This window comes from Alteromonas sp. KUL42 (assembly GCF_006538325.1).
Taxonomy (GTDB): domain Bacteria; phylum Pseudomonadota; class Gammaproteobacteria; order Enterobacterales; family Alteromonadaceae; genus Alteromonas.
The window spans coordinates 147204-172334 of sequence record NZ_BJKK01000007.1; the positions used below are offsets into that span (position 1 = coordinate 147204).

General features: G+C 44.2%; 21 protein-coding genes. 13 read left to right on the plus strand and 8 right to left on the minus strand.

Features of this window, described 5'->3' with window-relative positions; genetic code table 11:
• The first annotated feature begins 28 nt into the window (after positions 1 to 28).
• A complete protein-coding gene (locus EYR97_RS11730; RefSeq protein WP_131093995.1) occupies positions 29 to 478 on the plus strand; it encodes a DUF192 domain-containing protein in 450 nt (149 codons plus the stop codon).
• Between the two features lie 60 nt (positions 479 to 538).
• Positions 539 to 1888: a lysine-sensitive aspartokinase 3 gene (gene lysC, locus EYR97_RS11735; RefSeq protein ID WP_131093996.1), complete on the plus strand. Its 1350-nt coding sequence runs from the start codon at positions 539 to 541 to the stop codon at positions 1886 to 1888.
• Positions 1889 to 1937: 49 nt separating this feature from the next.
• On the opposite strand, the gene EYR97_RS11740 is transcribed toward lysC, so the two are convergent.
• The 8 genes from EYR97_RS11740 to EYR97_RS11775 form a co-directional block, all read right to left on the minus strand.
• Positions 1938 to 3542, minus strand: coding sequence for a diguanylate cyclase (locus EYR97_RS11740; RefSeq protein ID WP_131093997.1), 1605 nt, complete (start codon positions 3540 to 3542; stop codon positions 1938 to 1940).
• A 206-nt stretch (positions 3543 to 3748) separates the two neighbouring features.
• Positions 3749 to 5773 (minus strand): methyl-accepting chemotaxis protein, encoded by a 2025-nt coding sequence (locus tag EYR97_RS11745; protein WP_131093998.1) that lies wholly within the window; start codon positions 5771 to 5773, stop codon positions 3749 to 3751.
• Between the two features lie 325 nt (positions 5774 to 6098).
• Positions 6099 to 6935 carry a symmetrical bis(5'-nucleosyl)-tetraphosphatase gene (locus tag EYR97_RS11750; RefSeq protein ID WP_131093999.1) on the minus strand — a complete coding sequence of 279 codons (837 nt, stop codon included), beginning with the start codon at positions 6933 to 6935 and terminating at the stop codon, positions 6099 to 6101.
• Between the two features lie 9 nt (positions 6936 to 6944).
• Positions 6945 to 7319, minus strand: coding sequence for a Co2+/Mg2+ efflux protein ApaG (gene apaG, locus EYR97_RS11755; RefSeq protein WP_131094000.1), 375 nt, complete (start codon positions 7317 to 7319; stop codon positions 6945 to 6947).
• A gap of 7 nt (positions 7320 to 7326) precedes the next feature.
• Positions 7327 to 8154 (minus strand): 16S rRNA (adenine(1518)-N(6)/adenine(1519)-N(6))-dimethyltransferase RsmA, encoded by an 828-nt coding sequence (gene rsmA / locus EYR97_RS11760; protein WP_131094001.1) that lies wholly within the window; start codon positions 8152 to 8154, stop codon positions 7327 to 7329.
• Positions 8151 to 9137 carry a 4-hydroxythreonine-4-phosphate dehydrogenase PdxA gene (pdxA, locus tag EYR97_RS11765; RefSeq protein WP_131094002.1) on the minus strand — a complete coding sequence of 329 codons (987 nt, stop codon included), beginning with the start codon at positions 9135 to 9137 and terminating at the stop codon, positions 8151 to 8153. The genes rsmA and pdxA overlap by 4 nt, the downstream gene beginning before the upstream one ends.
• A 14-nt stretch (positions 9138 to 9151) precedes the next feature.
• Positions 9152 to 10435 carry a peptidylprolyl isomerase SurA gene (gene surA / locus EYR97_RS11770; RefSeq protein ID WP_131094003.1) on the minus strand — a complete coding sequence of 428 codons (1284 nt, stop codon included), beginning with the start codon at positions 10433 to 10435 and terminating at the stop codon, positions 9152 to 9154.
• 61 nt (positions 10436 to 10496) lie between these two features.
• Positions 10497 to 12749 carry an LPS-assembly protein LptD gene (locus EYR97_RS11775; protein WP_131094004.1) on the minus strand — a complete coding sequence of 751 codons (2253 nt, stop codon included), beginning with the start codon at positions 12747 to 12749 and terminating at the stop codon, positions 10497 to 10499.
• A gap of 443 nt (positions 12750 to 13192) precedes the next feature.
• On the opposite strand from EYR97_RS11775, the gene djlA reads away from it, so the two are divergent.
• The 11 genes from djlA (at position 13193) to mazG (ending at position 25130) form a co-directional block, all read left to right on the plus strand.
• Positions 13193 to 14059 (plus strand): co-chaperone DjlA, encoded by an 867-nt coding sequence (djlA, locus tag EYR97_RS11780; protein ID WP_131094005.1) that lies wholly within the window; start codon positions 13193 to 13195, stop codon positions 14057 to 14059.
• An 18-nt stretch (positions 14060 to 14077) separates the two neighbouring features.
• Positions 14078 to 15001, plus strand: coding sequence for a site-specific tyrosine recombinase XerD (gene xerD / locus EYR97_RS11785; protein ID WP_131094006.1), 924 nt, complete (start codon positions 14078 to 14080; stop codon positions 14999 to 15001).
• A gap of 318 nt (positions 15002 to 15319) precedes the next feature.
• Positions 15320 to 16039, plus strand: a complete 720-nt coding sequence (dsbC, locus tag EYR97_RS11790; RefSeq protein WP_242635002.1) for a bifunctional protein-disulfide isomerase/oxidoreductase DsbC — start codon at positions 15320 to 15322, stop codon at positions 16037 to 16039.
• Between the two features lie 206 nt (positions 16040 to 16245).
• Positions 16246 to 17970 carry a single-stranded-DNA-specific exonuclease RecJ gene (gene recJ, locus EYR97_RS11795; RefSeq protein ID WP_131094008.1) on the plus strand — a complete coding sequence of 575 codons (1725 nt, stop codon included), beginning with the start codon at positions 16246 to 16248 and terminating at the stop codon, positions 17968 to 17970.
• A 154-nt stretch (positions 17971 to 18124) separates the two neighbouring features.
• Positions 18125 to 18409, plus strand: coding sequence for a hypothetical protein (locus EYR97_RS11800; protein ID WP_131094009.1), 285 nt, complete (start codon positions 18125 to 18127; stop codon positions 18407 to 18409).
• Positions 18410 to 18474: 65 nt separating this feature from the next.
• Positions 18475 to 19185: a DNA repair protein RecO gene (gene recO / locus EYR97_RS11805; protein ID WP_131094010.1), complete on the plus strand. Its 711-nt coding sequence runs from the start codon at positions 18475 to 18477 to the stop codon at positions 19183 to 19185.
• 122 nt (positions 19186 to 19307) lie between these two features.
• Positions 19308 to 20045 carry a pyridoxine 5'-phosphate synthase gene (gene pdxJ / locus EYR97_RS11810; protein WP_131094011.1) on the plus strand — a complete coding sequence of 246 codons (738 nt, stop codon included), beginning with the start codon at positions 19308 to 19310 and terminating at the stop codon, positions 20043 to 20045.
• A gap of 27 nt (positions 20046 to 20072) precedes the next feature.
• Positions 20073 to 20453, plus strand: coding sequence for a holo-ACP synthase (gene acpS, locus EYR97_RS11815; RefSeq protein WP_131094012.1), 381 nt, complete (start codon positions 20073 to 20075; stop codon positions 20451 to 20453).
• Positions 20454 to 20470: 17 nt separating this feature from the next.
• Positions 20471 to 22000, plus strand: a complete 1530-nt coding sequence (gene rlmD, locus EYR97_RS11820) for a 23S rRNA (uracil(1939)-C(5))-methyltransferase RlmD (RefSeq protein ID WP_131094013.1) — start codon at positions 20471 to 20473, stop codon at positions 21998 to 22000.
• Between the two features lie 12 nt (positions 22001 to 22012).
• Positions 22013 to 24196 (plus strand): GTP diphosphokinase, encoded by a 2184-nt coding sequence (gene relA, locus EYR97_RS11825; protein WP_131094014.1) that lies wholly within the window; start codon positions 22013 to 22015, stop codon positions 24194 to 24196.
• Entirely contained in the window at positions 24174 to 25130 is a 957-nt protein-coding gene (mazG, locus tag EYR97_RS11830; RefSeq protein ID WP_131094015.1) for a nucleoside triphosphate pyrophosphohydrolase, read from the plus strand. Before relA ends, mazG begins: the two co-directional genes overlap by 23 nt.
• Position 25131 lies beyond the last annotated feature (1 nt).

Here is a 25131-nt window from a genome sequence, read left to right on the forward strand (position 1 = left end):
GCTTTTTTATGGCAAAAAGGAATGTCTAATGGGAAAATCTTTCTTTATTGTAGCGGTACTTGTATTAACCTTAGGGTGTGCAAAAGCGCAGGTCGACCCGGTAGCTTCGCTAAATCAAGTAAGCTTTGATTCAATTTCATTGAAGATCGGCGACAAGCTCTATGAGGTTGAGTATGCCAAAACATTTGAGCAGCGCGCGCAAGGACTGATGTTCCGTAAAACGCTGTGTGAAGATTGTGGCATGTTTTTCAAATTCTCTTCCCCCAAATACGCAGGTATGTGGATGAAGAATACGTTTGTTCCCTTAGATGTAGCATTTATCGATAGAAATGGCGTAATAACAGATATAAAACCTCTCACTCCACACAGTTTGGAGTCGGTGGGATCATCGAAAGAGGTACTGTACGCGTTGGAAATGAACCAAGGGTGGTTTGCTGGCAATGGAATTCATGTCGGCGACCATGTAACGATTGACTAGTTACGTACAAGCACGTGACTTTACTGGTTGAATGCCAGTTTTATTTTGGAGTTTAATATAGTGACAAATGCCTTATCGATAGCTAAGTTCGGTGGAACTAGCGTTGCCAATTATGAAGTAATGCAAAATTGCGCCCGAATTGTTGCCGGTAATGACAAAACGCGCATTGTTGTGGTGAGTGCAGCGGCAGGTGTAACTAATCATTTGGTTAGCTTGGCGCATACGCCAATGACCCAACAACAAATAGAAGAAACTTGCCAAGCAGTTATCAATATTGAGCTTGCTATTCTGAATAAGCTCAGTGATAAAGATGCGGTAGAGCCTAAGCTTAATGATTTACTTGATGAAATGCGAAGCTTAGCTTTCCACGAAGAAATTCTTCATCGAGATGACTTAAAAGATCAGCTGCTTTCTATGGGTGAGAGAATGTCGTCTTTGATGTTCGCATCTGTTTTGGCTGAAGAAGGTGTCAACACCATGAATTTTGACGTACGCAAAGTGTTGCGTACTGATAGCGAATTTGGTGAAGGTGCCCCTCAAATTGAAGAAATTGAAAAGCTAGCTAAGCAGCTATTGGCACCAGAGATTGAAAACGCCATAGTGGTAACACAAGGCTTTGTTGGTGCCGATGAAGAAGGTCGTACTACCACACTAGGTCGCGGTGGCTCAGACTTTACGGCAGCGCTACTGGCTGAAGCATTAGATGCAGAGTCCTGTGAAATATGGACAGATGTTATTGGTGTTTATACCACAGATCCTCGAATTACCTCGGCAGCACGTCCACTACCAGAGCTGAGCTTTGAAGAAGCGGCAGAAATGGCAACCTTTGGTGCTAAAGTATTACACCCTGCAACCATGGAGCCCGCTTTACGCAAAGACATTAAAGTTTTTGTAGGGTCGAGTAAAGAGCCTGAAAAAGGCGGAACCTGGATAGTTCGCGACTGTGAAAATGAGCCGCCATTTCGCGCAATTACCCGCCGTAAAGAACAGGTTATGGTAACAGTGAAAACACCAAAAATGATGTATGCGCAAGGCTTCCTACAACAGGTTTTTGCTATCATTGCTAAGCACAAATTAAGTGTTGATTTGGTTACAACCTCTGAAATTTCGGTGTCTTTTACGCTAGACAACCCCGCTAATTCAGTGGCACAGCGGTTAAATAAAGAAACCATTGCTGATCTTGAAACTATCTGTGATGTGAAAGTAGAAAAAGGGTATGACCTTGTAACGGTTGTAGGAAACAACATGCAAGCGGCGGTGGGTGTATCAAGTAAGATATTGTCGGCGGTTTCCGACTTTAATCTACGCATGATTTGTTTCGGCGCAAACCCACACAACCTTTCTTTCTTGGTGAATGAAGGCGACAGTGAAGATATCGTTCGCAAACTTCACAAAGCGCTATTTGAATAATACTTTAAGACATGCGACCGAACCTGTCGGTCGCATGTCTTTCATTGATTCAAATAGTTTCTGAGTCAGATTGGAAGGCAACCCGATTTCTTCCCCGCGCCTTCGCGGTATATAAAGCTTGGTCAGCAAGTTTGAAAATATCTTGAACATCTAACAACATGTTGACCTGCTTAGTGGCTACGCCAATAGAGATAGTAATATAGTCAGACAAGGGAGATGTATTGTGCTCATAGTGTTTGTTTTCAATATGTTGGCGAATGTTTTCTGCCACTTTTACTGCCTCTTCAGAATCGGTATCTTGAAGCACTACCACAAACTCTTCTCCACCATAGCGAAAAGCGTGGTCTGTGGATTCATGAAGTGATTGTTTAATCGCTGTAGCAACCAAAGTTAGTGCTTCATCTCCTTTGGCGTGACCATAATGGTCGTTAAAAAGCTTGAAATAATCGATATCTATAATTAATAGGCTGACTGCAATGCTGGGCGTATTTGCGTTGCTAGAAAGCGATGCCATCCACTCATCAAAATAACGTCTATTCGACAGTCCGGTGAGTGCATCTGTGCGGCTTAAGTTTTGTAGAATTTTATTTTTTTCCGACACGGCACTTTGCTGTGCCTGTATTAAGGCGAGCAGGTTATTAAGTCGCTTGCCTAATTGATAAACCTCGTTGCTACCTTCTAACTCGCTTCGCACGGAAAAGTCTTGTTCAGTTTGCGCTCTCTGTACTAGTTGTAGTAAATCGTAAACGGGTGTTATCAGTTTTCTGTTTATGAAACCGTAATACACAATAAGTGATAGCACAGAGACAACTATGCCACCAATTAAGCTTCCGTCCATTATTATATGCTTATCAGGCCCTTTGGGACGTTGAATTGAAATAGCAAAAAGTGATGTTTTAGTCGGTGATTCGAAGCGAACATACAGTCTGTTTAATGAACTTTCAAATTCAAGCAAGTCGAGCTTTTTATTAATAAGAGCACCAAATAGTATGCTGTTTGTGATAGCGTCTTGTGACAGAGAGTCTGTGGAATGAAATTGTATATCGCCTTCAATATTAGGTGTTATTTTGTCGATAAAGGCTTGGTTGATTTGTTGAACAATAATCGCAGTACCATTCGATTCACCTTGCTCGTCAGAGGGAAGAATGTGACTGGCAATGAGCGCAGCTGGTTTTCCATCGATTAATTCAAACAACGTATGAACAATGCTGTCTTCGGTGTGATGTATTTCATCTAATAAACCACTTTGCACAATTTGCCGTGATATATCATCTAGCGGGTACGTTGCCGAAAAGTGTTCTCCGGCAACAAGATTTTTATTACTGTCAAAGAAAAACCAGCCATGAATACCTAAAGTTGAATAGCTAGCAGCTGAGAAGTAGGTTTTTTCAAACCAAGCCACATCTTTTGTTTCAAGTGCTCTGTATGACTCGTCCCATACTGCGTTGTCGTAAACTAGATTTTCGAGCGCTCGTATTTCTTGATGTATTTCAGAAGCAACCCGTAACAGCTCATATTTGTCGTGCTTTTCTGATAACGACTTTAACTGCGGATAAATAACAAATGCGCGTATTGTCATTTGAACTGCAACAAACATTGCAATCACAATGGCCACACCAACAATAATCTGGGAACGAAGTGAATGTATGCGCAAGTTGGAAACCTATTGTACTTACTACTGAAAAGTATAGTTCATTATGTGAAATGCGCTGGTGGTTTCTATTTATATTGACATGCCTGCTTTTGCTTCTGCCACTGCTCCATGTATCGACATCTGCCTTCGGTTTCTCACCGGATCAACATGCATAAAAAAAGCGCCAAGAAGGCGCTTTTGTCTAATTCGATGGAAATTGTCTATTACTACACTTTAAATTGGCGAATAGATTGTTGTAGCTCTTCAGCCAATCTTGCCACTTCATGGCTAGACTCTGATGTCTGCTGTGCTCCAGCCGTTGTTTCTTCAGCGATACCCACAATTGTTTCAAGCTTTTCACTAATTTCTTGAGATACCGTGTTTTGCTCTCTTGCAGATTGCTCGATTTGTGAGCTCACGTCATGGGCTTTGTGTACTGCATCAGAGATAATATCCAATGCTTGTGTTGCGCGTTCAGTTTGCGCTACACAGGCTACCGTTTGCTCCTTACCTTGATTCATTACAGCTACCGCACGCTCAGCCCCCGCCTGTAGGACCTCTATCATCGCATTAATTTCTTGAGTTGACTCTTGAGTGCGGCTTGCTAGCGTTCTTACCTCATCTGCAACAACTGCAAAGCCTCTACCTTGTTCTCCAGCACGAGCAGCCTCGATAGCTGCGTTTAGTGCCAGTAAGTTGGTCTGGTCAGCAACACCACGAATTACATCTAATATACCGCCAATACTCGCGCTGTCTTGATGTAGTTTGTTGATAACATCAGCAGCGTCTTGAACGTCTTTTGCAAGAATCTCTATGGTGTTTTTGTTATCCAATGAAATTTGTCTAACGTTTTGCGCTTCTTTGTCAGCGTGGCGAATTTGGCTAAGTGTATCTTCTGCATTTTGAACAACAAGTTGAGATGTAGAGTGCATCTCTGTAGTTGCCGTTGCAACCTGACCAATTTGAGATTTTTGATCTTGAATTGAGTGGGTTGTTTGTGCCGTTACCGCTGAAGTTTGTTCAGATGCTGCCGCTAACTGCTCAGCGCGAACGTTAATTGCAGTAATTAACTCTTTTAAATTGCCGATTAGTGTATTGCAGTTTCTTGCCAACAAACCAAACTCATCTTGTGCAGAGTCATCTAGGCGATGTGTTAAGTCACCAGAAGAAGCAACTGTTAATAACTCGTTTACACGGTACAAGGGACCGGTAATTGCGCGAACAGTCACAAAGCCGATGAATGCTGCTACACCTATCGATAAAAGTACAACCACAATCACAACTGTATTCCCTGAGGCAATTGTATTGTTTACTTGGTTTTCGATATCACTCGCTTTTCTATCAGCTACTGCAAGTAACTTCTCTAAATCAATGACGCCTTGTGCAATGTTCTCATCAGAGGCATTTAACGCTTTTTCTGCGTCATTTCTACGCTCTAACCGGTTCACATGAAGTTGTACAACACCATTACTTGATTTAATCGCATTAACGGCATCGTTAACTAGCGTGTTTATATCATCTAGTGTACCTGAGTCATCGCGTCCATCGGCAGCGTCTACCATTTCACTTAATTGCGTTACAACCTTGTCGACTACCAAATCAACTTCGTTGCCCAGTGTTTGAGAGCGAACCAGTGTTTGGGTTTTTACGTATTCATTTGAAACAGTCAGCATTGACAATAACGAAGTTTCAAGTTGGCTACCAATTTCCGAGGCACGACGAAGTTTTGTATCGTTTTGAACCGTGTCTAAATCAGAAAAATCCAAAAGATAAGTCGACGCATCGTCTGCATTATCTTCAGCATCACCCAAACGGTCTTGGATTGTGTTACGCAAACTTAAGTATTTTTGATGGTTCTGATACATCACTTCTACATTTCTTGTGTAGGCGTCAAATGACTGACGAACAGAATTCAATGTACTTTTTAATTCAGGTTGGTTTTCAACGGCATGTGCGAGTTGTTTATATTCGTTTTCAAAGCTTTCCTTAGCCGAGTTGAATTCGGAACGCTTTGTTTCCAATCCATTTAACTCTTCAACAATATAGCTTTCAAAAGTGAGTCTACCCATGTTGAGAAAGCTCGCTTTTAGGGCATTACTGCCCGCCACTGTCGGTAACGCAACATCGTTTACTTCTTCTGTCGCAGAGCCTATTGAATTAAGGTTGTATAGTGAAACAACACTAATGACGATCAGAAGTGCGCTGATCGCAACAAATCCCCCGATTACGCGTGTAGCTACGGTTATTTTCATCGGAACTCCTGGATGAGTACATTTTTGTTTTTTTCATTGACGATATTAGCGCGCTCCTTGAAGAAAATACACCCATGCCAACGCGGGGTATCTGGAACTCAAGAAGAGTGCATCAACACATCGTCTTTATTCGCTCAAATTATTGTATCGGCTACAGTAAGTTAATGTTTACTTTATTTAATGTATAAGAGATACGAACTCTTCTGGTCTTACCAGTAGTTAAGTCGAACAAACTACTTCATATTTTAGTGCGAAGCTTAACCAATTGCTACTAAAGTTGTGCGTTGTGTCTGGTTTTAATACTTGATTTAGGGGAAGGCGCACGTTATCCGTCTTTCGCATCTATTCGGATAACCTCTTTGCTATCGATACATAGCAAACTCATTGATTGTCCCCACACATAACCGGTATCTAAACCTATGAACTGTGGATTGCGGGTTTCACCAAGCAGCGCTGCCCAGTGGCCAAATATTACCCTTTCGGTTGTCCTTAGTTGTTCATTAGTTCTCTCAAACCAAGGCGCTAACTTTTTTCGTTGATTGGCTGGTACGCTATCAGGGTGAGATTTATTGTCGAAGTCGAGTTTTCCACTTTGCTGCACGAAGCGCATACGCGTACAGGCATTAACCACGAAACGCAGGCGGTCTTGCATTGGTAAATCCGGTGACCAAGAGTCAGGATTATTGCCATACATTCCCGCTAAAAAGTTTACATAACTATCGCCTTTCAGGGCCTGACTGACCTCATTACTAAGCGAGATGCATTCATCAATAGACCATTTTGGATATAATCCTGCGTGTACAATAAGCGTGTTTGAATCGATTTTGCTAGCGAGAGGGAATTGTCGTAGCCAGTTTAGTAAATCAGGTAAATCGGCTGCATTGAGTAAAGAGGTTAACTTATCCGACTTTTTGGCTTTTCGAATACCGTTAGCAACGGCAAGCAAATGTAAGTCGTGGTTGCCTAATACGGTACTAAAACTTGCATTTAAATCACGGAGAAACCGCAAGGTACTTAATGAGTCTTCTCCGCGAGCGACTAAGTCACCCACGGCATATAACATATCATTTGAAGGGTCAAAGTGTGCTTTATCAAGCAGGCGACGTAAACCTTTATAACAGCCTTGGATATCTCCAATAACAAAAGTTTTGCCGTGCAACATGAACACCTCCTAGTGGAGAATACTGGGAATGGCTAAACGAAATAAGGGAATGGTAACGCGAAATCGTTCACCGTTTTCTTTTTCCATTTCGTAATAGCCTTCCATATTGCCCACTGGTGTGTCAATTACAACACCGCTTGTGTACTCAAAAATTTCACCAGATTTTAAAATAGGTTGCTTTCCGACAACACCAGCGCCTTCAACTTCAGTCGCTTTACCATTAGCATCAGTTATCCGCCAAAAACGGTTGATAAGTTGTACCGTTTCACTTCGCTTATTCTCAATAGTGATGTGATAAGCGAAAGCGAACTGTTTAGAGTCTGAGGGCAGGTGTTCTGGCAGGTGGCGAGTTTTTACTCGCACCTGAATTTCTAAGTCATCCATAAAACGTTTACTGCTCTTGTTGACTTTCTTTAGCAGAGACGGCGTTGGCAATGGTAGCGAAGTCACTTAACGACAATACTTCCGCTCTATAAGTAGGGTCGATACCTAATGCGCTTATTTCTTCTTCAGTCAAACTGTCTTTGAGTGAATTTCGAATGGTCTTTCTACGCTGATTAAAGGCTTGAGCACAAACGCGTTCCAGCGTATTTACTGACACAACGTCTACGGGAGGCGCATCGTGGGGGACTAATTTTACCACGGCAGAGTCAACTTTTGGTGGTGGCTTAAACGCTCCAGGTGGCACGTTAAGCACAGGGATAACGTGGCAGTAGTACTGAGCCATCACCGACAGGCGTCCGTAGTTTTTAGAGCCAGGGCCCGCAGCCAAACGGTTAACGACCTCTTTTTGAAGCATAAAGTGCATATCTTCTATACTGCTTGCATGATCAAAAAGGTGGAACATAAGAGGAGTAGAGATGTTGTAAGGCAGGTTACCAAACACCCTTAGCTTCTTGTCTTTCTCTGGCATGTCTTTACTCAATGCCGTAAAGTCCATTGTCATCGCATCTTGTTCAATGACGGTGAGCTTTTCTCCGTTGAAGGGGTGGTGACGCAATCGCTTCGCTAAGTCTCTGTCTAACTCTATAACTGTTAACGCATTTACCTCTTCGCAAACAGGATCTGTTAACGCGCCTAAACCTGGGCCTATTTCAACCAAGTTTTGTCCGTTTTTGGGAGCGATAGCAGATACGATTTTCCCTATCACGTAATCGTCGTGAAGGAAGTTCTGGCCGAATCGCTTTCTGGCCGTATGGCCTAAATGTGTTTTACTCATTGTTGGTGGTGTGCAAGCTCAATGGCTTTTTCTAATGCTTTTCTAAAACTGCCGGCATCTGCTTCACCGGTTCCTGCTAAATCGAGCGCGGTACCGTGATCGACAGACGTGCGAATAAAAGGCAGGCCTAATGTTATATTCACTGACGCGCCAAAACCTTTGTATTTTAGCACGGGTAGGCCCTGATCGTGATACATCGCTAAAACAACGTCGGCGTTTTCCAGATATTTGGGTTGAAAAATAGTATCTGCAGGGAGCGGCCCCGTAATGGTAATCCCTTCTTCACGCAATTCGTCAAGTGCAGGGATGATGGTGTGTATTTCTTCTGTGCCAATATGGCCATCTTCTCCCGCATGCGGATTAAGACCACACACATATATGTGTGGATCTTTAATACCGAACTTTAGCTTTAAGTCGGTATTAATGATATGGATAACCTTATACAAACGGTCGCGAGTGATTGCTTTAGACACGTATTCTAATGGAATGTGTGTGGTTGCTAGAGCAACGTTCAACCCCTCTGTGGCCAGTAGCATTACCACATCAATGGTATTGGACTGGTATGCAAAGAACTCAGTATGACCGCTAAATGAAACACCAGCTTTGTTAATAATGCCTTTGTGCACTGGTCCAGTAACAACGGCATCAAAGTCGCCATCTATATTAGCCTGACAGGCTTGGCGAAGTGTCTCAACCACATACAACCCATTTTCACTGTCCAGTTTACCGGCTTCTACATCAACTGACTTTTCAATGTGTTTAATAAACAACGAACCCGCAGGTTGAATTTGCGGGTTAATAGGGTCGTACTCAATAAGAGTTAAAGGAAGGGCAAGCTGCTCAGCCCTTGCCCTTAGCATGTCGGCATCGGCAAAGACAACAAGTTGTGCTTGCCACGCTTCTTGGGCCAGTTTAATGATTAAATCTGGCCCTATTCCTGCCGGTTCACCCGGCGTAATTGCAATTTTAATTGGTGTGCTCATAAGTTGTTCTGTTGTTATGCATCGACAACTTCAACGTATGCTGCATCGCGCATTTCGCGAAGCCAGTTTTCCGTCTCTTCTGCGAATTTTCTATTAAAGATGAGCTGATACGCTTTTTCTTCTTTGCGCTTCTCTGTGGCGTCATCCACGCGACGCTCGATAAGTTGTATAAGGTGCCAGCCATGTACTGAACGTACCGGGTCGCTGTACTCACCAGGTTCAAGCTGCGCTAGAGCGTCTCTAAAGGCAGGAACATAGTTTTGAGGATCTGACCATCCAAGTTCACCGCCACGTAGAGCAGAGCCCGGATCTTCAGAATGCTCCTTTGCCAAAGCCTCGAATTCCGCTTCACCGTTTTGCAGTTCTTTTTTGAAACGGGCCAACATACTCTTGGCTTTTTCTTCACTTAGAATAATTGATGGCTTAACCAATATGTGACGAGAATTTACTTCTTCAATCGTCACGGTTTCAATACCACGGGTATCAAGCACTTTCAAAATGTGGAAGCCCGCACCACTGCGGATGGGGCCAACTAATGTGTCTTTGTTTTTATTTTGTATAGCTTCTGCAAATAAGGTAGGCATAGCATTAATATTCAACCAACCCATATCACCACCTTCCAACGCTTCGTTACCCGATGACGAAGCAATGGCTATTTTGGCAAAGTCTGAACCCGACTCCAATAGTGCAATAACTTTATCAGCACGCTCTCGCGCCGCTTGGATATCTTCATCTGTTGGCTCTGGCGGGAAGCCAATAAGAATGTGACCAAGGCGGTACTCTGCTTGTTCAGCACCTTGCTGCTCTATCAAACCAACCAGGGTTTCTATTTCCTGTGAGGTGATATAAACACGGCGGCGGACATTGGCGCGACGAACTTCACCCATGATGATTTCTTCGCGAATATCTTCGCGGTAATCGTCATAAGCAATACCTTCAGCGGCAAGCTGTGCGCGCAATTCGTCAATAGAGGCATTTTGGTTAGCAGCAATATTTCCGATAGTTTGCTCAAGCTGTGGGTCGCTGATTCGGATACCCATTCTTTCTGCCATTTGCAGTTGTAAGCTTTTGGTAATAAGGCGCTCTATCGCTTGAGTGCGCAGTGCACGATCTGACGGTAGCTGTTGATTATTTGCCTCTGCATTGCGCTTAACATCTTTTACCAGTGCGTCAATTTCACTTTCTAATACAACGCCCTGGTCAACGATAACGGCAACGCGGTCAAGCATAACTTCTTGCGCAACGCTGCTAAATGAGAGTAGGGCACCTAACATCAATGCTCGGGTAATGAACTTCATACACACTCTTTTATTATTGGTTAATTACATTTGAGCATACCTATGCACACTCAACTGCGGGTTAATTTAAACTATATGGCTGTCGATAGCCAAACATACCATCTTCTAGCATGCTTCTTCGCGTTCCCGACGAACCGATCCCTTTAAAAATAAACTGTAACGATACGCCTGAGTCGAAATCGTCAATCGATTGCTCGCCAAGGGCGTTATAACGGTTATTGAGGCTTCGTTGTGCAACAAGCCTAACAGCCCAGCAACATGACTCGTATTGAATGCCTGCATAAGTTTCAACACTTCGGTTGCGCTCAATATCACGATAAGTTCGACCTACCCACTGCCAGTTTTCAGAAATAGGCCAGCTTGCCGAAATACCTACTTGGCTAATCGTCTCACCACTGAGGTCGCGCACATATCGATGGTTTACTTGTATAAAACGCGCATCGTCTTTGCGATATTCAATACCAGTGCTACTGAGGTCGACTTTGTCTGTATCTGTTGTTACTTGAACGTCAGTATGGAAGAACCAATTCTGATTAAAGCGCCAATCAACTTCAGCAGCCAATGCTGAGCGATCTTGGTTTTTGGTCGCCGCAATAACTTTATTATCTTCAAGGTAGAATATCTGACCCACACTTAAGACCAATTGTTCCCGATTGTTTTTATCTAGTAATCGGGTTGTGGCGCCAAGCGTAATTTGGTTGTTATCACTTATGCGGTCAAGCCCAGTAAATTCCTGACCTCGGAAGAGCCCCTCAACATCGGTAAGCAGTGGCGTTGAATCATAAAAACCAATCGCCGTTTGGTCTTCATAAGACGTGTAGAGGTATTGAACTTTCGGTTCTAGTGTCATTGATAGGTCGTCATTGAACCAAGAGCTATCACGCTCGAAGTATAGCGCACCGTACAATCTTGCTTGACCGAGCGTTCGTTCTACATCTTCCTTAAGTTGTGTTCCCTCTACATTATCTTGACGGTAGATGGTCTGAAATAATGTCGTTTCAGCGATTAGCTCCCCCCATGCTGAACGGAAAGGTACCGCCAGTGTTGGGGCAATGTGAAAACGGGTTGCTGTTGGTGCCGTTTCCAAAGTGTTATCGAAGTGCGCAACTTCAGAGTCCACATTGAACTCGAGGAATCGGCCAAATGACGTGCGATAGTTCATTTTAATTTCGGGGACTGCGCGATAACTGTCTGGCGTGTTGCCCAACACCTCAAAGTCTTTAATTTGCATATTAATCGACAGTTTTTCTGAGTAGTAACTCAGACCGACACTTCGATATAAGTGGGTATCTGCGCGACTGTAATAATCTGAACCCAAATCGACCAGATAGTTGTTGTCACTTAACCCGTTGAAATCAACATTTAGTAGCCAGTTGTCCCCAATTAGCCCTTGGTGCTCTAGGCGATAGAAGTAACGATTGGGATTACCGGCAATGTCAGTATCACTAGGCAAATATTCGATATACGCTTTACCTTGGCTGGTGTCGGTAAGATACCTAAACTCAGTATTGAGTTGGACGCCGCGCAATGTCATTAAACGCGGCGAAATGGTCATGTCGTAATTAGGCGCAATGTTCCAGTAAAAAGGCTGTGTGTAATCGACACCGGTTCTTCTTGAGCTGGTTAGCTCAGGAAAAAGAAGGCCAGTTTGGCGCTGGTTACTGATGGGGAAAGCAAAATAAGGTAAATAAAATACGGGCACGTCTGCGATGTAAAAACGGGTGTGTTTGGCTTGCCCCCAAACTGTTCCCTTTTCCAAACTGATTTCACTTGCACGAATTTGCCAGTCTTCTCCACCTGCAGGACAGGTAGTAAAGCTCACATTCTTTAACGAAATGCCCGTGTCAGTGTCTAAAACAATGTCTTTAGCTGCACCTTGACCAACAAACCCGGTTAATTGATAGCGTGTGTTGATCATCTCTAGTCGCTCTTCTTCTGAGCGTAGAGTGACCGCGTCGCTTTCAACTTTAATTTGTGCGTCTTGATAGGTCACATTGCCTTTGGCAATCAGATCTTTACCGTTGCCATTAACCTGTGCCTGAGAAGCACTTATCTGCGCCGTATCAGAAGTGATATCTACGTGACCTGAAAACAGTGCGACAGTGTTTTCAATAATTTCAGTTCTATCAGCTTGAACTTTGATGTGCCCTTCAGGCATGAGTTGGCTGCTGGTAAAGGTTACAGGTTCAACAGCACAAAAGGCGAGAGGTGCCTGATTTGGCTCAGTCATTGGCGCTGAATCTGTAGTTTCTTGTGCAGACGCGACGGTGGGCAAGTAGGTCGCGAAAACAACCATGGCGCAGGTTTTTCTCATGCGTAAAAGAATGGCCTATGTGTTAAAAATTGCTTTATTATTCAGCTAAGACGACAAACGCCTTATTTAGTTCTGTTATTGTAAAAGACGCCGACCAACAACTGAATACAAAAGCATTACACCCTTAGCAGCGACATTTTTAATTAGCGCACAATTCTAAGCACTTCTCGCGTAATTACCAACCATTGATGTAAAAAAATGCATATTATCTGCATTTATTGTGCTAATCAGCGTGTACTTGCCTTTATTAGCCCTTGAAATTAGGCTTTCTGTACTTACTTCTTTATCTCAAACGCTTTGTTATAGTAGGCATCAAATATATCTGATTTACTTGTGTTAATTCTCGCTTTAGTTGAGCACTTCCATATATAAGCCATATCAACGCGTTGGAACAGTGTAGAGCAAAGGGCTGTGGCCTTCAGTATCAAACGGAGAAATAATTAATGGCAATTTGGGGAAAGATCCTCGGTGCTTTGTTTGGGTTCTTTTTCTTAAAGATACCCGGCGCCATTTTGGGATTAATAGTCGGGCATTTCTTCGACAAAGCATATAGCCAAGATTTTAATCAATTAGGTGGGTTTGGGCGTTTTTTCTCTGACCAAAACAGCTTAAAGCAACAAGCTATTTTCTTTCATAGTTTGTTTAGTGCACTAGGCCATTTAGCGAAGTCTGACGGCAAGGTTACTGACAGAGAAATTCAGATTGCCACTGCGCTTATGGATGACATGCAATTAACCGGTAGTGCAAGACGAGAAGCACAGGACGCATTTCGCGAGGGAAAAGCCAGAGATTTCCCGCTTGCCGATACGCTAAAAGGGTTTTATGAAGCCAGTCATGGGCGTCGCGACATCCTACAAGTTTTTCTAGAAATACTTATCCAAGCGGCCTTTGCCGATGGTCAGTTGTCGCAAGAAGAATACAATGTACTAGAGAAAGTGGCTAAGCCATTGGGCTTTAGGCGTCGCGACCTCGATTATCTTATTTCCATGTACGAAGCAGAAATTCGTTTTCGTCAGCGCGGTGGGCAACGAAATAACACGGGCGGGCAGTACCGACAAAGTTCGCAAGGTCGCCAGCAAAGTGCTTATTCAGAGCAGCAAAGCCTAGATGATGCCTATCGCATATTAGGGGTGTCTTCTTCTGACGATGAGAAAACGGTCAAACGCGCCTATCGCAAGCGGATGTCTGAGCATCATCCCGACAAGTTGGTTTCTAAGGGGTTACCTGAACAGGCCATGGAAATAGCCAAGAAGAAAGCGCAGGATATTCAGTCAGCATATGAACTCATTAAGCAAAAGCGTGGCTTCTAAATGGTGCCTTTATAAATAATGTCTAAAGAACGCGAATTAACTTATGTGCCTGCGGCTAGTCAGGCACATATAGACGGCTTTATTGAGATGCTTTGGCTTGAAAAAGGGTTATCGGAGCATACTCAACAAAGTTATCGTACCGATCTGACTAAACTAGCAATATTCAGCAACAATCAGGGCGTTAAAGATATTGCGGTACTTACTACCGAGCAGTTGCAAGATTACTTGGCTTATCGCCATGAAAAGGGCTTGTCCGCCCGCAGCACGCAGCGCGCGTTGAGTGCCATTCGCGCTTTTTTCGTCTTTCTTATTACCAAGCAAGTACGAGTAGATAGCCCTGTTTCTTCCTTATCGAACCCTAAAACGCCAAAAGCTCTACCGACGTCGTTAAGCGAACAACAAGTGGAAGACTTGTTAGCGGCCCCACTTACTGATGACCCCATTGAGTGTCGTGATAAAAGTATGCTGGAAGTACTGTATGCCACTGGTTTGCGCGTAAGTGAGTTAATTGGTTTAACTATGGACCAGATTAGTTTGCAGCAAGGTGTGGTGCGCGTTGTGGGCAAAGGCAACAAAGAGCGCTTGGTTCCATTGGGTGAAGAAGCCATAGAGTGGTTGCTTACTTACATCAAAGCCGCACGTCCAATACTGGCGAGTAAGTCGTCTGACTTCGTTTTTTTGAGTAAGCGCGGGCAAAAGATGACTCGCCAAACATTTTGGCATCGTATCAAATATTACGCGGTAAAAGCAGGGATTGAGCAACACTTGTCTCCACACACATTAAGACATGCATTTGCAACTCATTTACTCAATCACGGTGCAGACCTACGTGTAGTACAAATGCTTCTAGGGCACAGTGACTTGTCTACCACACAAATATATACCCATGTTGCAACTGAACGACTACAAACGTTAATACAGAGTCATCATCCGCGTGGCTAACATGAAATAATGCTATGGAATACACAGTGGTGCGACCAGTGAATGCGATGCAATCTTTTAAATACGAATGGGTGTGTTAGGATATTGCGCCTTTAATATGTTCACGTATTACACGCATAGAAAACTGTCATGCAGTTGCCGCGAGTGATGATGTATATGAAATTTTTATTCGGCATTGACGGTCTATTTTAGATATATCCGCACTGTAGAGAAAGTGGGGAGTGTTTATTCAATACGTTGTTTAACTGTATTGCGGTTAGTTCATCAGTGCCAATTAAGTTAAGTCGGGCCGAGGTAGGCTCAATGGAGTGTGTTGTAGTGAAAGCATTTAAGCAGTATTTATGTGCCGGTTTTGTCGCGGCAACGACCTTACTTAGTACGGCCGTTCAAGCGGATGAGAGCGCTATTCGAGAGAAGCTTACCACTAAGCTTGGTTTGGACGTTGATTCTTTAGCAGACTCTCCAGTACCTGGCTTGGTGCAAGTCGCAACCGACCGAGGTTTCTTTTACGTCAGTGATGATGGAGAGTACCTATTACAAGCACGTGTTTTCAATATCGACAATCAAATGCGTAATGAAACAGAAGTAGCGTTATCGTCAATACGTCTGGCGGGTGTTAACGACATGGCTTCTTCTGCTATCACGTTTAAAGCAAAAGATGAAAAGCATGTCATTAGCGTATTTACAGACACCACATGTGGTTACTGCCGTAAACTGCATAAAGAAATAGGTGAGCTAAATGACAATGGTATTACAGTTCGCTATTTGGCGTTCCCTCGCTCAGGATTAAATAGTCAAACTTACAAAGACATGGTATCAGTGTGGTGTGCGGCTAACCCTCAACAGGCGTTGACGGATGCTAAATCGGGTGACGATATCGTAAGTGCTAGCTGCCAAAACAAAGTTGCTGAACAGTACAAGTTAGGGCAGAAACTGGGTGTAAATGGAACGCCGAATATCATTCTTCCTGATGGTACACTTATTCCAGGTTACCAACCTGCCGAATTGCTCGTTCAGGCGCTAGAGCAAGCAGGGTAGGCTGCCAAAACTTAATGCAGCTAGAACTCAGCACAAGCAAGAGTCAGCATGGTCCACATTAAATAGAAAACGCACGCAAGTGCGTTTTTTAATTTGTACGGAGCGGTCTATTTTTGTACGCTAATAGTAAAGCTGAGCTTCTTATTCGTTATTAGTTTCAAGTAAACTTTAAGCAATTCTTTGTTATATTCACCAAGTGGTCCTCCATGATATTGCCCATTGTACGCCGTGAAGTAAACGGCACTGCATTAAGCACTGAACTTCACCCTGTGATAGATAAAATTTATCGCGCTCGAGATATTCATCACCTCGATGATTTAGAAAATGGACTTAAAGGCCTTACGCATTTTAATGCATTAAAAGGTATTTCCGAGGCTGCGAGCCAGCTGGCGAACGCAGTAGAACAAAACAAACGGATAATCATAGTTGGTGATTTTGATGCCGATGGGGCAACCAGTACATCGGTGTGCATACTTGCTCTGAATATGATGGGATTTCGCAATGTTGATTACCTCGTCCCCAACCGCTTTGATTTTGGTTATGGCTTAAGTGTGCCGATTGTTGATGTGGCGATAGAACAAGGAGCTGACCTCATTATTACCGTTGATAACGGCATTGCCTGTATTGACGGTGTAACTCATGCAAAGAGCAAAGGGCTTGAGGTAATCGTAACCGACCACCACTTGCCGGGAGATAGCTTACCTCCTGCTGACGCCATTGTTAATCCAAACCAACCTGGTTGTACATTTCCTTCTAAAAATTTAGCCGGTGTTGGCGTTGCGTTTTACATAATGTTGGCTTTAAAAGCCGAACTACAACAGCGGGGTTACTTTCAAACAGCTGACATAACACCACCGAACTTAGCGACGCTCTTAGATATTGTCGCTATTGGCACTGTCGCCGATGTAGTGGTATTGGATAAGAACAATCGTATTTTGGTTCACCAAGGGTTACAGCGTATTCGCGCGGGCCAATGTCGTCCTGGTATTAAAGCGTTGGTCGAGGTGGCAAATCGAGACTGTGCGCACCTTACGTCGACAGATTTAGGCTTTGTGGTTGGGCCAAGGCTAAATGCCGCTGGGCGTCTTGATGATATGTCGCAGGGTATAGCGTGTTTATTAGAAAACGACACCCTGCAAGCAAGAATGATTGCCTCTGAGTTAGACGCGCTAAACCGGGAACGTCGTGAAATTGAAACCGGCATGAAAGCGCAAGCTGAACAAGCACTTGAGCAAATGAAGCTAAATGAGGGTGATATGCCGCCTGCACTAGTGGTGTATCGTGAAGACTTCCACCAAGGGGTTATTGGCATTGTTGCTGGTCGTTTAAAAGAGCAATATTTAAAACCTGTGATCGCCTTTGCCCATCAAGATGAAGAGGTAATTAAAGGGTCAGCTCGCTCAATACCTGGCGTACATATTCGCGATGTGCTTGACGAGGTGAATACTCGATATCCGGGGATCATCGATAAATTTGGTGGGCACGCAATGGCGGCTGGGTTGAGTTTACCTGTTAATAAGCTTGCTGAGTTTGAGCGTGCCTTTATTGAAACGGCTAGTAAGCACATGGCGAAATTAGACGGAAATCACGCACTGCTCTCTGATGGAGACTTAAGTGCGAGTGAACTGTGTTTGCCCTTTGCGCATCTTCTAAGGCAGGCGGGGCCATTTGGACAAGGTTTTGAATCGCCTTTATTTGATGGAGAGTTTACGTTAGTTGATCAGCGTGTAGTTGGCCAAAAGCATCTGAAAATGGTACTTAAATGTGAAGATGCTAAAGAAGTGGATGCCATCGCGTTTAATATTGATGTTGCGAGTTGGCCAAACCCGACTGCCAAGCGTGTTCATATTGCTTACCGACTAGATGTAAACGTGTTTCGCGGACATGAGACCGTTCAGCTTATTGTTGAGCAACTTGAAGCAGTATCATAACGTTTTAGGCTTCTTATAATTACACGGGATAAAGGTAAGTAATCGACCCGATAGTGTAAGTAAAATGGTGCAAGAAAGATGCTATAAGCACTGCCGAAAAGAGGCTGTGACAATAGATGGCGACAAGGGCTAGCGAAAGAGGTAGCAAAAAGAGATGGCCAAAAGTGAAAGGCAAAAATTGGTTGAAAAGCACAGCCAGTTAAACCAGTCAGATAACCTTAAAGTTGTGTCTCATGTTCAGCGCGAAGAAAAAGACAGCGATTGGATCCGTCATACTATTATGCTTGAAGGCATTGATGTTCCGTTTATTTACCGAAGAAAGCAACAATATCAAAGCCTGAAAGGGGCACGAGTTAACGTAACCTATTATCGCCATGTTGAAGATGTGGCGGGCATTGAATTTGAAACCATGAAAGTGGTGCGCATTAAACGCAGCTAAATTAGCGCGCGTTTATAAAAGAACATACAAAAAACATATAAAAGTTAACGTAAAAGTGAAGAAGAATGAACAATGAATGGCTAAATGCCTATGTTCTCCATAGACGCCCTTATCGGGAAACTAGCTATATTGTTGACTTTTTCACCCTTGAAGAAGGGCGTATTAGTGCCGTAGCCAAAGGGGTAAAAAACAGTAAGTCTGATAAAAAGAGCTTACTTCAACCCTTTCAGCATCTTCGTCTGCAACTTAGCGGAAAATCAGACCTTAAAAACCTGCGTCATGTGGAAAGTGTGGCCCCCGCAATTTCGCTAATGGGTACGCCACTTTTTTGTGGCATGTATCTGAATGAATTAACAAACCGTATTATGCCCACTGGGTTAGCCAGTGACGGGGTGTATCACGCCTATGAAGAGGGTCTGACAAGCTTGCTTCAAGGGGATGATATTGAAGTTGCCCTACGCAAGTTTGAGTTTGCATTACTTGATGAAATGGGGCTGCTTCCAGATTTCACTACCGATATTGAATACGAACAACCCATATTACCAAATTGCAACTATCGCTTTCAGCACGACACTGGCTTTGTGTGCTTACCAGCGGAGCATGAGAATAGTAAAGGGCTTCCTGGCGAAGCTTTAATGTCGTTAGCGCACGGGGAATTTACGCCGCTTAGTAAGAAAGTGGCTAAGGTATTGTGCCGTGATTTACTTAAGCCATTAATTGGCGATAAACCATTGAAGAGCCGAGAACTCTTCGTCGCAACTACAAAACGTCGCTAATTAACCGCTTTTCTCCTAATAAAAACTAATTCTGTCAGGTTTTTAAGCAGCTATTCATTGGTAATATTTGCTACAATTGCACCGTCTTAATTATTTAATAGCTAGTATTCCTAGGTGGTGAAATGAGCACGATTTTATTAGGTGTGAACATCGATCATATCGCGACGTTGCGCAATGCGCGTGGTACCCAATATCCAGACCCAGTTCACGCAGCAGATATTGCTGAGCGCGCGGGTGCTGACGGGATCACCGTTCACTTGCGAGAAGACCGTCGTCATATTAAAGACCGAGATGTTCGCTTGTTAGCACAAACCATCAATACGCGCTTGAACTTAGAGATGGCAGTGACTGACGAAATGCTGGCTATTGCTGAAGAAGTTAAACCTGTATTTTGCTGTCTTGTCCCTGAAAAGCGCGAAGAGCTTACTACAGAAGGTGGTCTTGATGTTGCGGGCAATCTGCAAACTATAAAGGCGGCATGTGAACGACTTGCCAACGCGAACATTCTGGTATCACTTTTTATCGATGCCGACAAAGCGCAAATTGATGCCGCTGTGGAATGTAATGCGCCTTATATCGAGATTCACACGGGGCAGTATGCAGAGGCAAGCAATGAAGACGAGCAACAAGCCGAGCTGGCAAGATTGATTGAGGGTATTGAATATGCTCACAATCGCGGACTCAAAGTGAACGCGGGGCACGGTCTTCACTATCACAATGTAAAGCCTATTGCGGCTATTCCTCAATTGGTCGAATTAAATATTGGGCACGCCATTATTGCGCGAGCAGCGTTTGATGGTTTGCACACTGCAGTTGCAGACATGCGTAAGCTTATGCTTGAAGCGCGAGCTGGAATTTAGTTTTATGCTTATTGACGGACTCATATTGTGGCAATTGCTGGATTAGGAACAGACATCATTGAAATAGCGCGCCTAAGTGGCAGCTTAGAAGTGAGTGAGCGTTTAGCGAAGCGCGTACTTACACCTAATGAGTGGAAGCAGTTTAGCGAGCATAAAATGCCTGAGCGTTTTTTAGCAAAGCGCTTTGCCGCCAAAGAAGCCGCAGTGAAAGCACTGGGTACTGGTATTGGTAATGGAATTAGTTGGCAGCATATTGAAGTGCGAAACAATGCGTTAGGTGCTCCAGAGCTCATTTTTTCAGGTGAGTTTGCTGCCCGTTGCGAAGCCCGAGGTATTACAAATAGCGTAGTCAGTATTTCTGATGAGCAACACTATGCTGTGGCAACGGTTATTCTTGAGTCAGATTAAATTCAACGGAGCAAACATTGGCTAACCTTTTTAAGCAGTCTCGAAGTAAGCGCGTAAAGAGCGAGTCTTCGTCAAAGCGCAAAACCAGTGCTAATGCTCAAGTAGCGGGGCTACGATTCGCTAAACAAACCACTAAGTCAAACGCGGCTGGTGATTTGTCAACGAGTAATAGATCAATAAGTGATAGATCCACGAATAATGCATCAACGAAAATCACGTCTGCCGATAACATCAAAACGGTGACCATCGATAGCCTCGACTGGATGGGGCAAGGCGTGGTGCGCGGTAACCCCATGTATTTTGTGGAAGGGGCATTACCGAACGAGGTGTGTGAAATAGAGGAAACCTCAAGGAAAAAACAGGTAGTACAGGGAAAAGTAACCCGTGTGGTGACGCCGTCTAACACGCGTGTTGCCCCTTTTTGCCCAATGTTCAACACCTGTGGTGGCTGTCAGTTACAGCACATTGACCCTGCTACCGCCCTTGAACACAGAGACAATGCCTTAAAAACCATGATGCAAAAGCAGCTTGGTATGCAAGACGCTGCTTGGCAGCCCCCGCTTGTTGGCGAGCGCCCTCAATATCGCAGAAAAGCACGACTGGCGATTGATGCAAGAAACCCTGATAAAGTTAAGTTAGGGTTTAGAGCAGCAAACAGTAATAAAGTGGTTAATATTACGGCGTGCCCTATCTTGGTAGACCCACTCAGCGCACTAATTAACCCGCTTCATGAGGCCATCGAAGGTTTCGACAGTGCAAAGTTCATTGGTCATATTGTTTTAATGGCGGGTGATGACCGAGCGCAAGTTACCGTTAAGCATACGAAAAACCTTGAGTCATCCTTACTCGATTCACTAGCAGACTTCGCTAAAGCTAATACTGTTGAATTGGTGTTGGAAGATAAGAAAGGTGTATTTCGCGTAATCCATAGCATTGGAACAGACGGTGAGAAAACACCTCATAAAAACGTTCCGAGTTTAACTCTGTCTACGGCGCAAACACTGAGTATTACACCTGCTCCTAATAATTTTATTCAGATAAACAAAGTAGTTAACCAAAAAATGATTGAGCAAGCGCTCGAATGGTTAGCGCCGAAGTCGGATGAGCGCATTGCGGATTGGTTTAGTGGGCTGGGTAATTTCACCTTGCCTATTGCGAAAACCGGTGCTCAGGTTCAGGCTATTGAAGGTGTGGCTGATATGGTGCGACGTGCGCAGCACAATGCACAGAACCAGGGCATAGACAATATCACCTGGTTGCATTTAGATCTGGCCAATCAAGAGAATGTACATACTTCCCTCAAGCAAGGTGTTGATAAAGTACTGCTTGATCCTTCCCGTGAAGGCGCATTGACGGTTTGTCATGCCCTTGTAAAAGCGAAGCCAAAAACGATAGTGTATGTTTCTTGCAACCCAAGTACTTTTAGCCGAGATGCAAAAGTTCTAATTGCGGGCGGTTATGAAATAAAAAAAGCTGGTGTGGCGGAAATGTTCCCGTTCACACAGCACATGGAAATGATGGCTCTATTTACGCACAAGCAGCAGTAGCGAGTAAAAGAAATGGTATCTACAAGAAAGGTTCACGAAGCGGATAGACCCCCCTTTGAGGCGTGGTTAGACAGTCTTAACCTTAGTGCTGAAACGAAAGAGAAACTCAGTGCGGTTTCCTCTATCCCAGAGCGCTTACTTGTAGGTCAGGAAATGGTGGAAATTCTCTGCCAGCTAAACATGGATGACGCTACGTTGCAGGCCGCTCTGGTTTTCCCTTATTGCGAACAACACGCCTTAAGTGAAGATGATATCTTCGAAGAATTTGGCGCTGAAATTCGCGACCTAGTGGTGGGCGTACGCCGGATGGACGCCATTAAATCACTGCATGCGCGCCGCGTGAACGGTTCCGGTTTCGCTGAAAAATCTGATGAACAACACATCGATAGCATACGTCGTATGTTATTGGCTATGGTTGAAGATGTGCGCGCCATCGTTATTAAAATGGCTGAACGCATATGCGCACTGCAGCAAGTTAAAAAGGCCGACGAAGAAACCCGCGTAATGGTAGCCCGTGAGTGCGCCAGTATTTATGCGCCTCTTGCGAATCGCTTAGGCATAGGCCAGTTAAAATGGGAACTGGAAGATCTAGCCTTTCGTTATTTGCACCCAATCACGTATAAGCAGATTGCGCTGCAATTAGATGGAAAACGCAAAGCCAGAGCAGAGTACATCGACGCCATTGTTGATGAACTGCAAGGTATTTTAGATAGCGAGCACATTCGCGCCGAAGTATACGGCAGGCCTAAACATATATTCAGCATATGGAAGAAAATGCAGAAGAAGCGCCTGACCTTCGAGCAGCTTTTCGATATTCGCGCGGTGCGTATTATTGCCGAGCGTTTGCAAGACTGTTACGCAGCGTTAGGTACCGTGCACGCTAGCTACAAACACTTACCCAATGAATTTGACGATTATATTGCCACGCCTAAACCCAACGGTTATCAGTCAATTCACACAGTGATTGTTGGGCCTGAAGGTAAGCCTGTTGAGATTCAAATTCGCACCCAAAAGATGCACCAAGATGCAGAGTTGGGTGTGGCAGCCCACTGGAAGTACAAAGAAGGCAGTACGGGTAAGCAGTCGGGTTATGACGAGCGCATCAACTGGTTACGCCGTATATTGGCGTGGCAAGAAGAGGTGGCAGAGTCTGGCGATTTAGTAGAAGAGCTACGCAGCCAAGTCTTTGATGACAGGGTGTATGTGTTTACCCCGAAAGGTGACGTAATAGACCTACCTCAAGGGGCAACACCACTTGATTTTGCCTACTACATTCACAGTAATGTTGGGCATCGCTGCATTGGTGCAAAAGTAAACGGGCGTATCGTTCCTTTTACCTATTTGTTGCAAAGCGGCGACCAAATAGAAGTGCTTACAGGTAAAGAGCCTAATCCAAGTCGCGACTGGATGCACCCTGGGTTGGGTTACGTACATTCCTCTCGTGCTCGAGCAACTATTCATTCGTACTTTAAAAAGCAAGATAGAGATAAAAACCTCGCTGCTGGACGCGAACTATTAGAGCGTGAACTACAGCGTGCACATTTGCCTGCCAAAGTACCAAACGAGGCGTTTGAGAAATTTAACTTACAAAGTGTTGATGACCTTTTCACTGCTGTAGGTGCCGGTGATGTGCGTGTGATGCAGGTGATTAACTTCATCCATCATTTACAAGAGCCTGCACCTGTTGAACCTGAAATTAGCCCGAAAGTTAAAACCCGTAGAACAGCAGCTGGCGCTGGTAAAAAAGATGCTGTAGTTGTGCAGGGGGTAGGGCACTTGATGAGCCAACTTGCCAACTGTTGTAAGCCGGTTCCCGGCGAGCCCATTTTAGGGTACATCACCCAAGGCCGAGGGGTGAGTGTTCACAAAGAAAGCTGTGATCAATTACAGCACTTATTAACACAGCACCCAGAACGCCAGATTGAAGTGAACTGGTCAGAAGAATTAAAGGTTGGTTTTGAAACATCAATAGATATTTTCTGCCACGATAGAACAGGCTTGTTACGTGACATTACCACAGTGCTTGCCAACGAAAATGTGCCTTTGCTTGGTGTAAATAGCCTAAGTGATAAGAACAGGCAGACGGCGCTTATTACCATATCTATTGAAGTGCAGGACCTAGAGGCGGTATCTAAAGTTATTACTCGACTAAGACAGCTTAAGAGCGTGACAGATGCCAAGCGCAAGCAAAACTAACCTAGAGCAAGTGCAGCGCTTGCTGCGGATTATGGTTGAGCTACGAGACAAAGAATCGGGCTGTCCATGGGACGTAAAGCAAACCATGGAAAGCCTGACACGCTACACCATAGAAGAAGCCTATGAAGTGGCCGATGCCATAGCACAAGGCGATATGGCAGACATTAAAGACGAATTAGGTGATCTGCTCTTTCAAGTGGTGTTTTACGCGCAAATTGCAGCGGAGAAGGGCGATTTTACGTTTGATGATGTGGCACAAAGTATTAGCGACAAGCTAGTACGTCGTCATCCTCATGTTTTTTCAAAACCTAGTGCAGGTGAGAAAGATGGAAAAGGCGAAGCTATTTCGCTGAGCTCTTTACAATCAGCGTTACAGCCAGCGTTACACAGCTCGCCTAATAACACTCTGCCAAATAACCCGCCCCTCAATGACAGTGAATTGAACGCGCAATGGGAAGCGATAAAAGCAGAAGAAAAGCGCATTAAACAACAAGCCAGCGAGACAACTTCACACACCAGTATTTTAGATAGTGTACCTAAAGGAATGCCTGCGTTGATGTATGCGCAAAAGCTACAAAAAGCTTGCGCAAAAGTTGGGTTTGATTGGCCTGATGCAGCCCCTGTGATTGACAAAGTACGCGAAGAAGTAGAAGAAATTCAGCAAGAACTTGATGCAAAAGCCCAAAATAAGCATCTAGATAATCAGCAGTCCATTGAAGAAGAAATTGGTGATGCATTGTTTGCCATGGTGAATTTAGCAAGGCATTGTAAAGTGGATGCCGATAGTGCACTAAGAAACGCCAGCCATAAATTTGCAGCCCGTTTTAAAGGGGTTGAAGCCCTTGCCAAGCAAAAACAATCTCAGTTGGACGATCTAAGTCTTGATGAGATGGAAGCGCTGTGGCAAAAGGTTAAACAGTCGTCAAATGCTTAGT

Bases quoted from the DNA above. Each gene is read 5' to 3' on its own strand.
- EYR97_RS11730 (WP_131093995.1), top strand. From the start codon at position 29: ATGGGAAAATCTTTCTTTATTGTAGCGGTACTTGTATTAACCTTAGGG.
- EYR97_RS11745 (WP_131093998.1), bottom strand. From the start codon at position 5,773: ATGAAAATAACCGTAGCTACACGCGTAATCGGGGGATTTGTTGCGATC.
- EYR97_RS11750 (WP_131093999.1), bottom strand. From the start codon at position 6,935: ATGTTGCACGGCAAAACTTTTGTTATTGGAGATATCCAAGGCTGTTAT.
- apaG (WP_131094000.1), bottom strand. From the start codon at position 7,319: ATGGATGACTTAGAAATTCAGGTGCGAGTAAAAACTCGCCACCTGCCA.
- rsmA (WP_131094001.1), bottom strand. From the start codon at position 8,154: ATGAGTAAAACACATTTAGGCCATACGGCCAGAAAGCGATTCGGCCAG.
- pdxA (WP_131094002.1), bottom strand. From the start codon at position 9,137: ATGAGCACACCAATTAAAATTGCAATTACGCCGGGTGAACCGGCAGGA.
- surA (WP_131094003.1), bottom strand. From the start codon at position 10,435: ATGAAGTTCATTACCCGAGCATTGATGTTAGGTGCCCTACTCTCATTT.
- EYR97_RS11775 (WP_131094004.1), bottom strand. From the start codon at position 12,749: ATGAGAAAAACCTGCGCCATGGTTGTTTTCGCGACCTACTTGCCCACC.
- djlA (WP_131094005.1), top strand. From the start codon at position 13,193: ATGGCAATTTGGGGAAAGATCCTCGGTGCTTTGTTTGGGTTCTTTTTC.
- xerD (WP_131094006.1), top strand. From the start codon at position 14,078: ATGTCTAAAGAACGCGAATTAACTTATGTGCCTGCGGCTAGTCAGGCA.
- recJ (WP_131094008.1), top strand. From the start codon at position 16,246: ATGATATTGCCCATTGTACGCCGTGAAGTAAACGGCACTGCATTAAGC.
- EYR97_RS11800 (WP_131094009.1), top strand. From the start codon at position 18,125: ATGGCCAAAAGTGAAAGGCAAAAATTGGTTGAAAAGCACAGCCAGTTA.
- recO (WP_131094010.1), top strand. From the start codon at position 18,475: ATGAACAATGAATGGCTAAATGCCTATGTTCTCCATAGACGCCCTTAT.
- pdxJ (WP_131094011.1), top strand. From the start codon at position 19,308: ATGAGCACGATTTTATTAGGTGTGAACATCGATCATATCGCGACGTTG.
- relA (WP_131094014.1), top strand. From the start codon at position 22,013: ATGGTATCTACAAGAAAGGTTCACGAAGCGGATAGACCCCCCTTTGAG.
- mazG (WP_131094015.1), top strand. From the start codon at position 24,174: ATGCCAAGCGCAAGCAAAACTAACCTAGAGCAAGTGCAGCGCTTGCTG.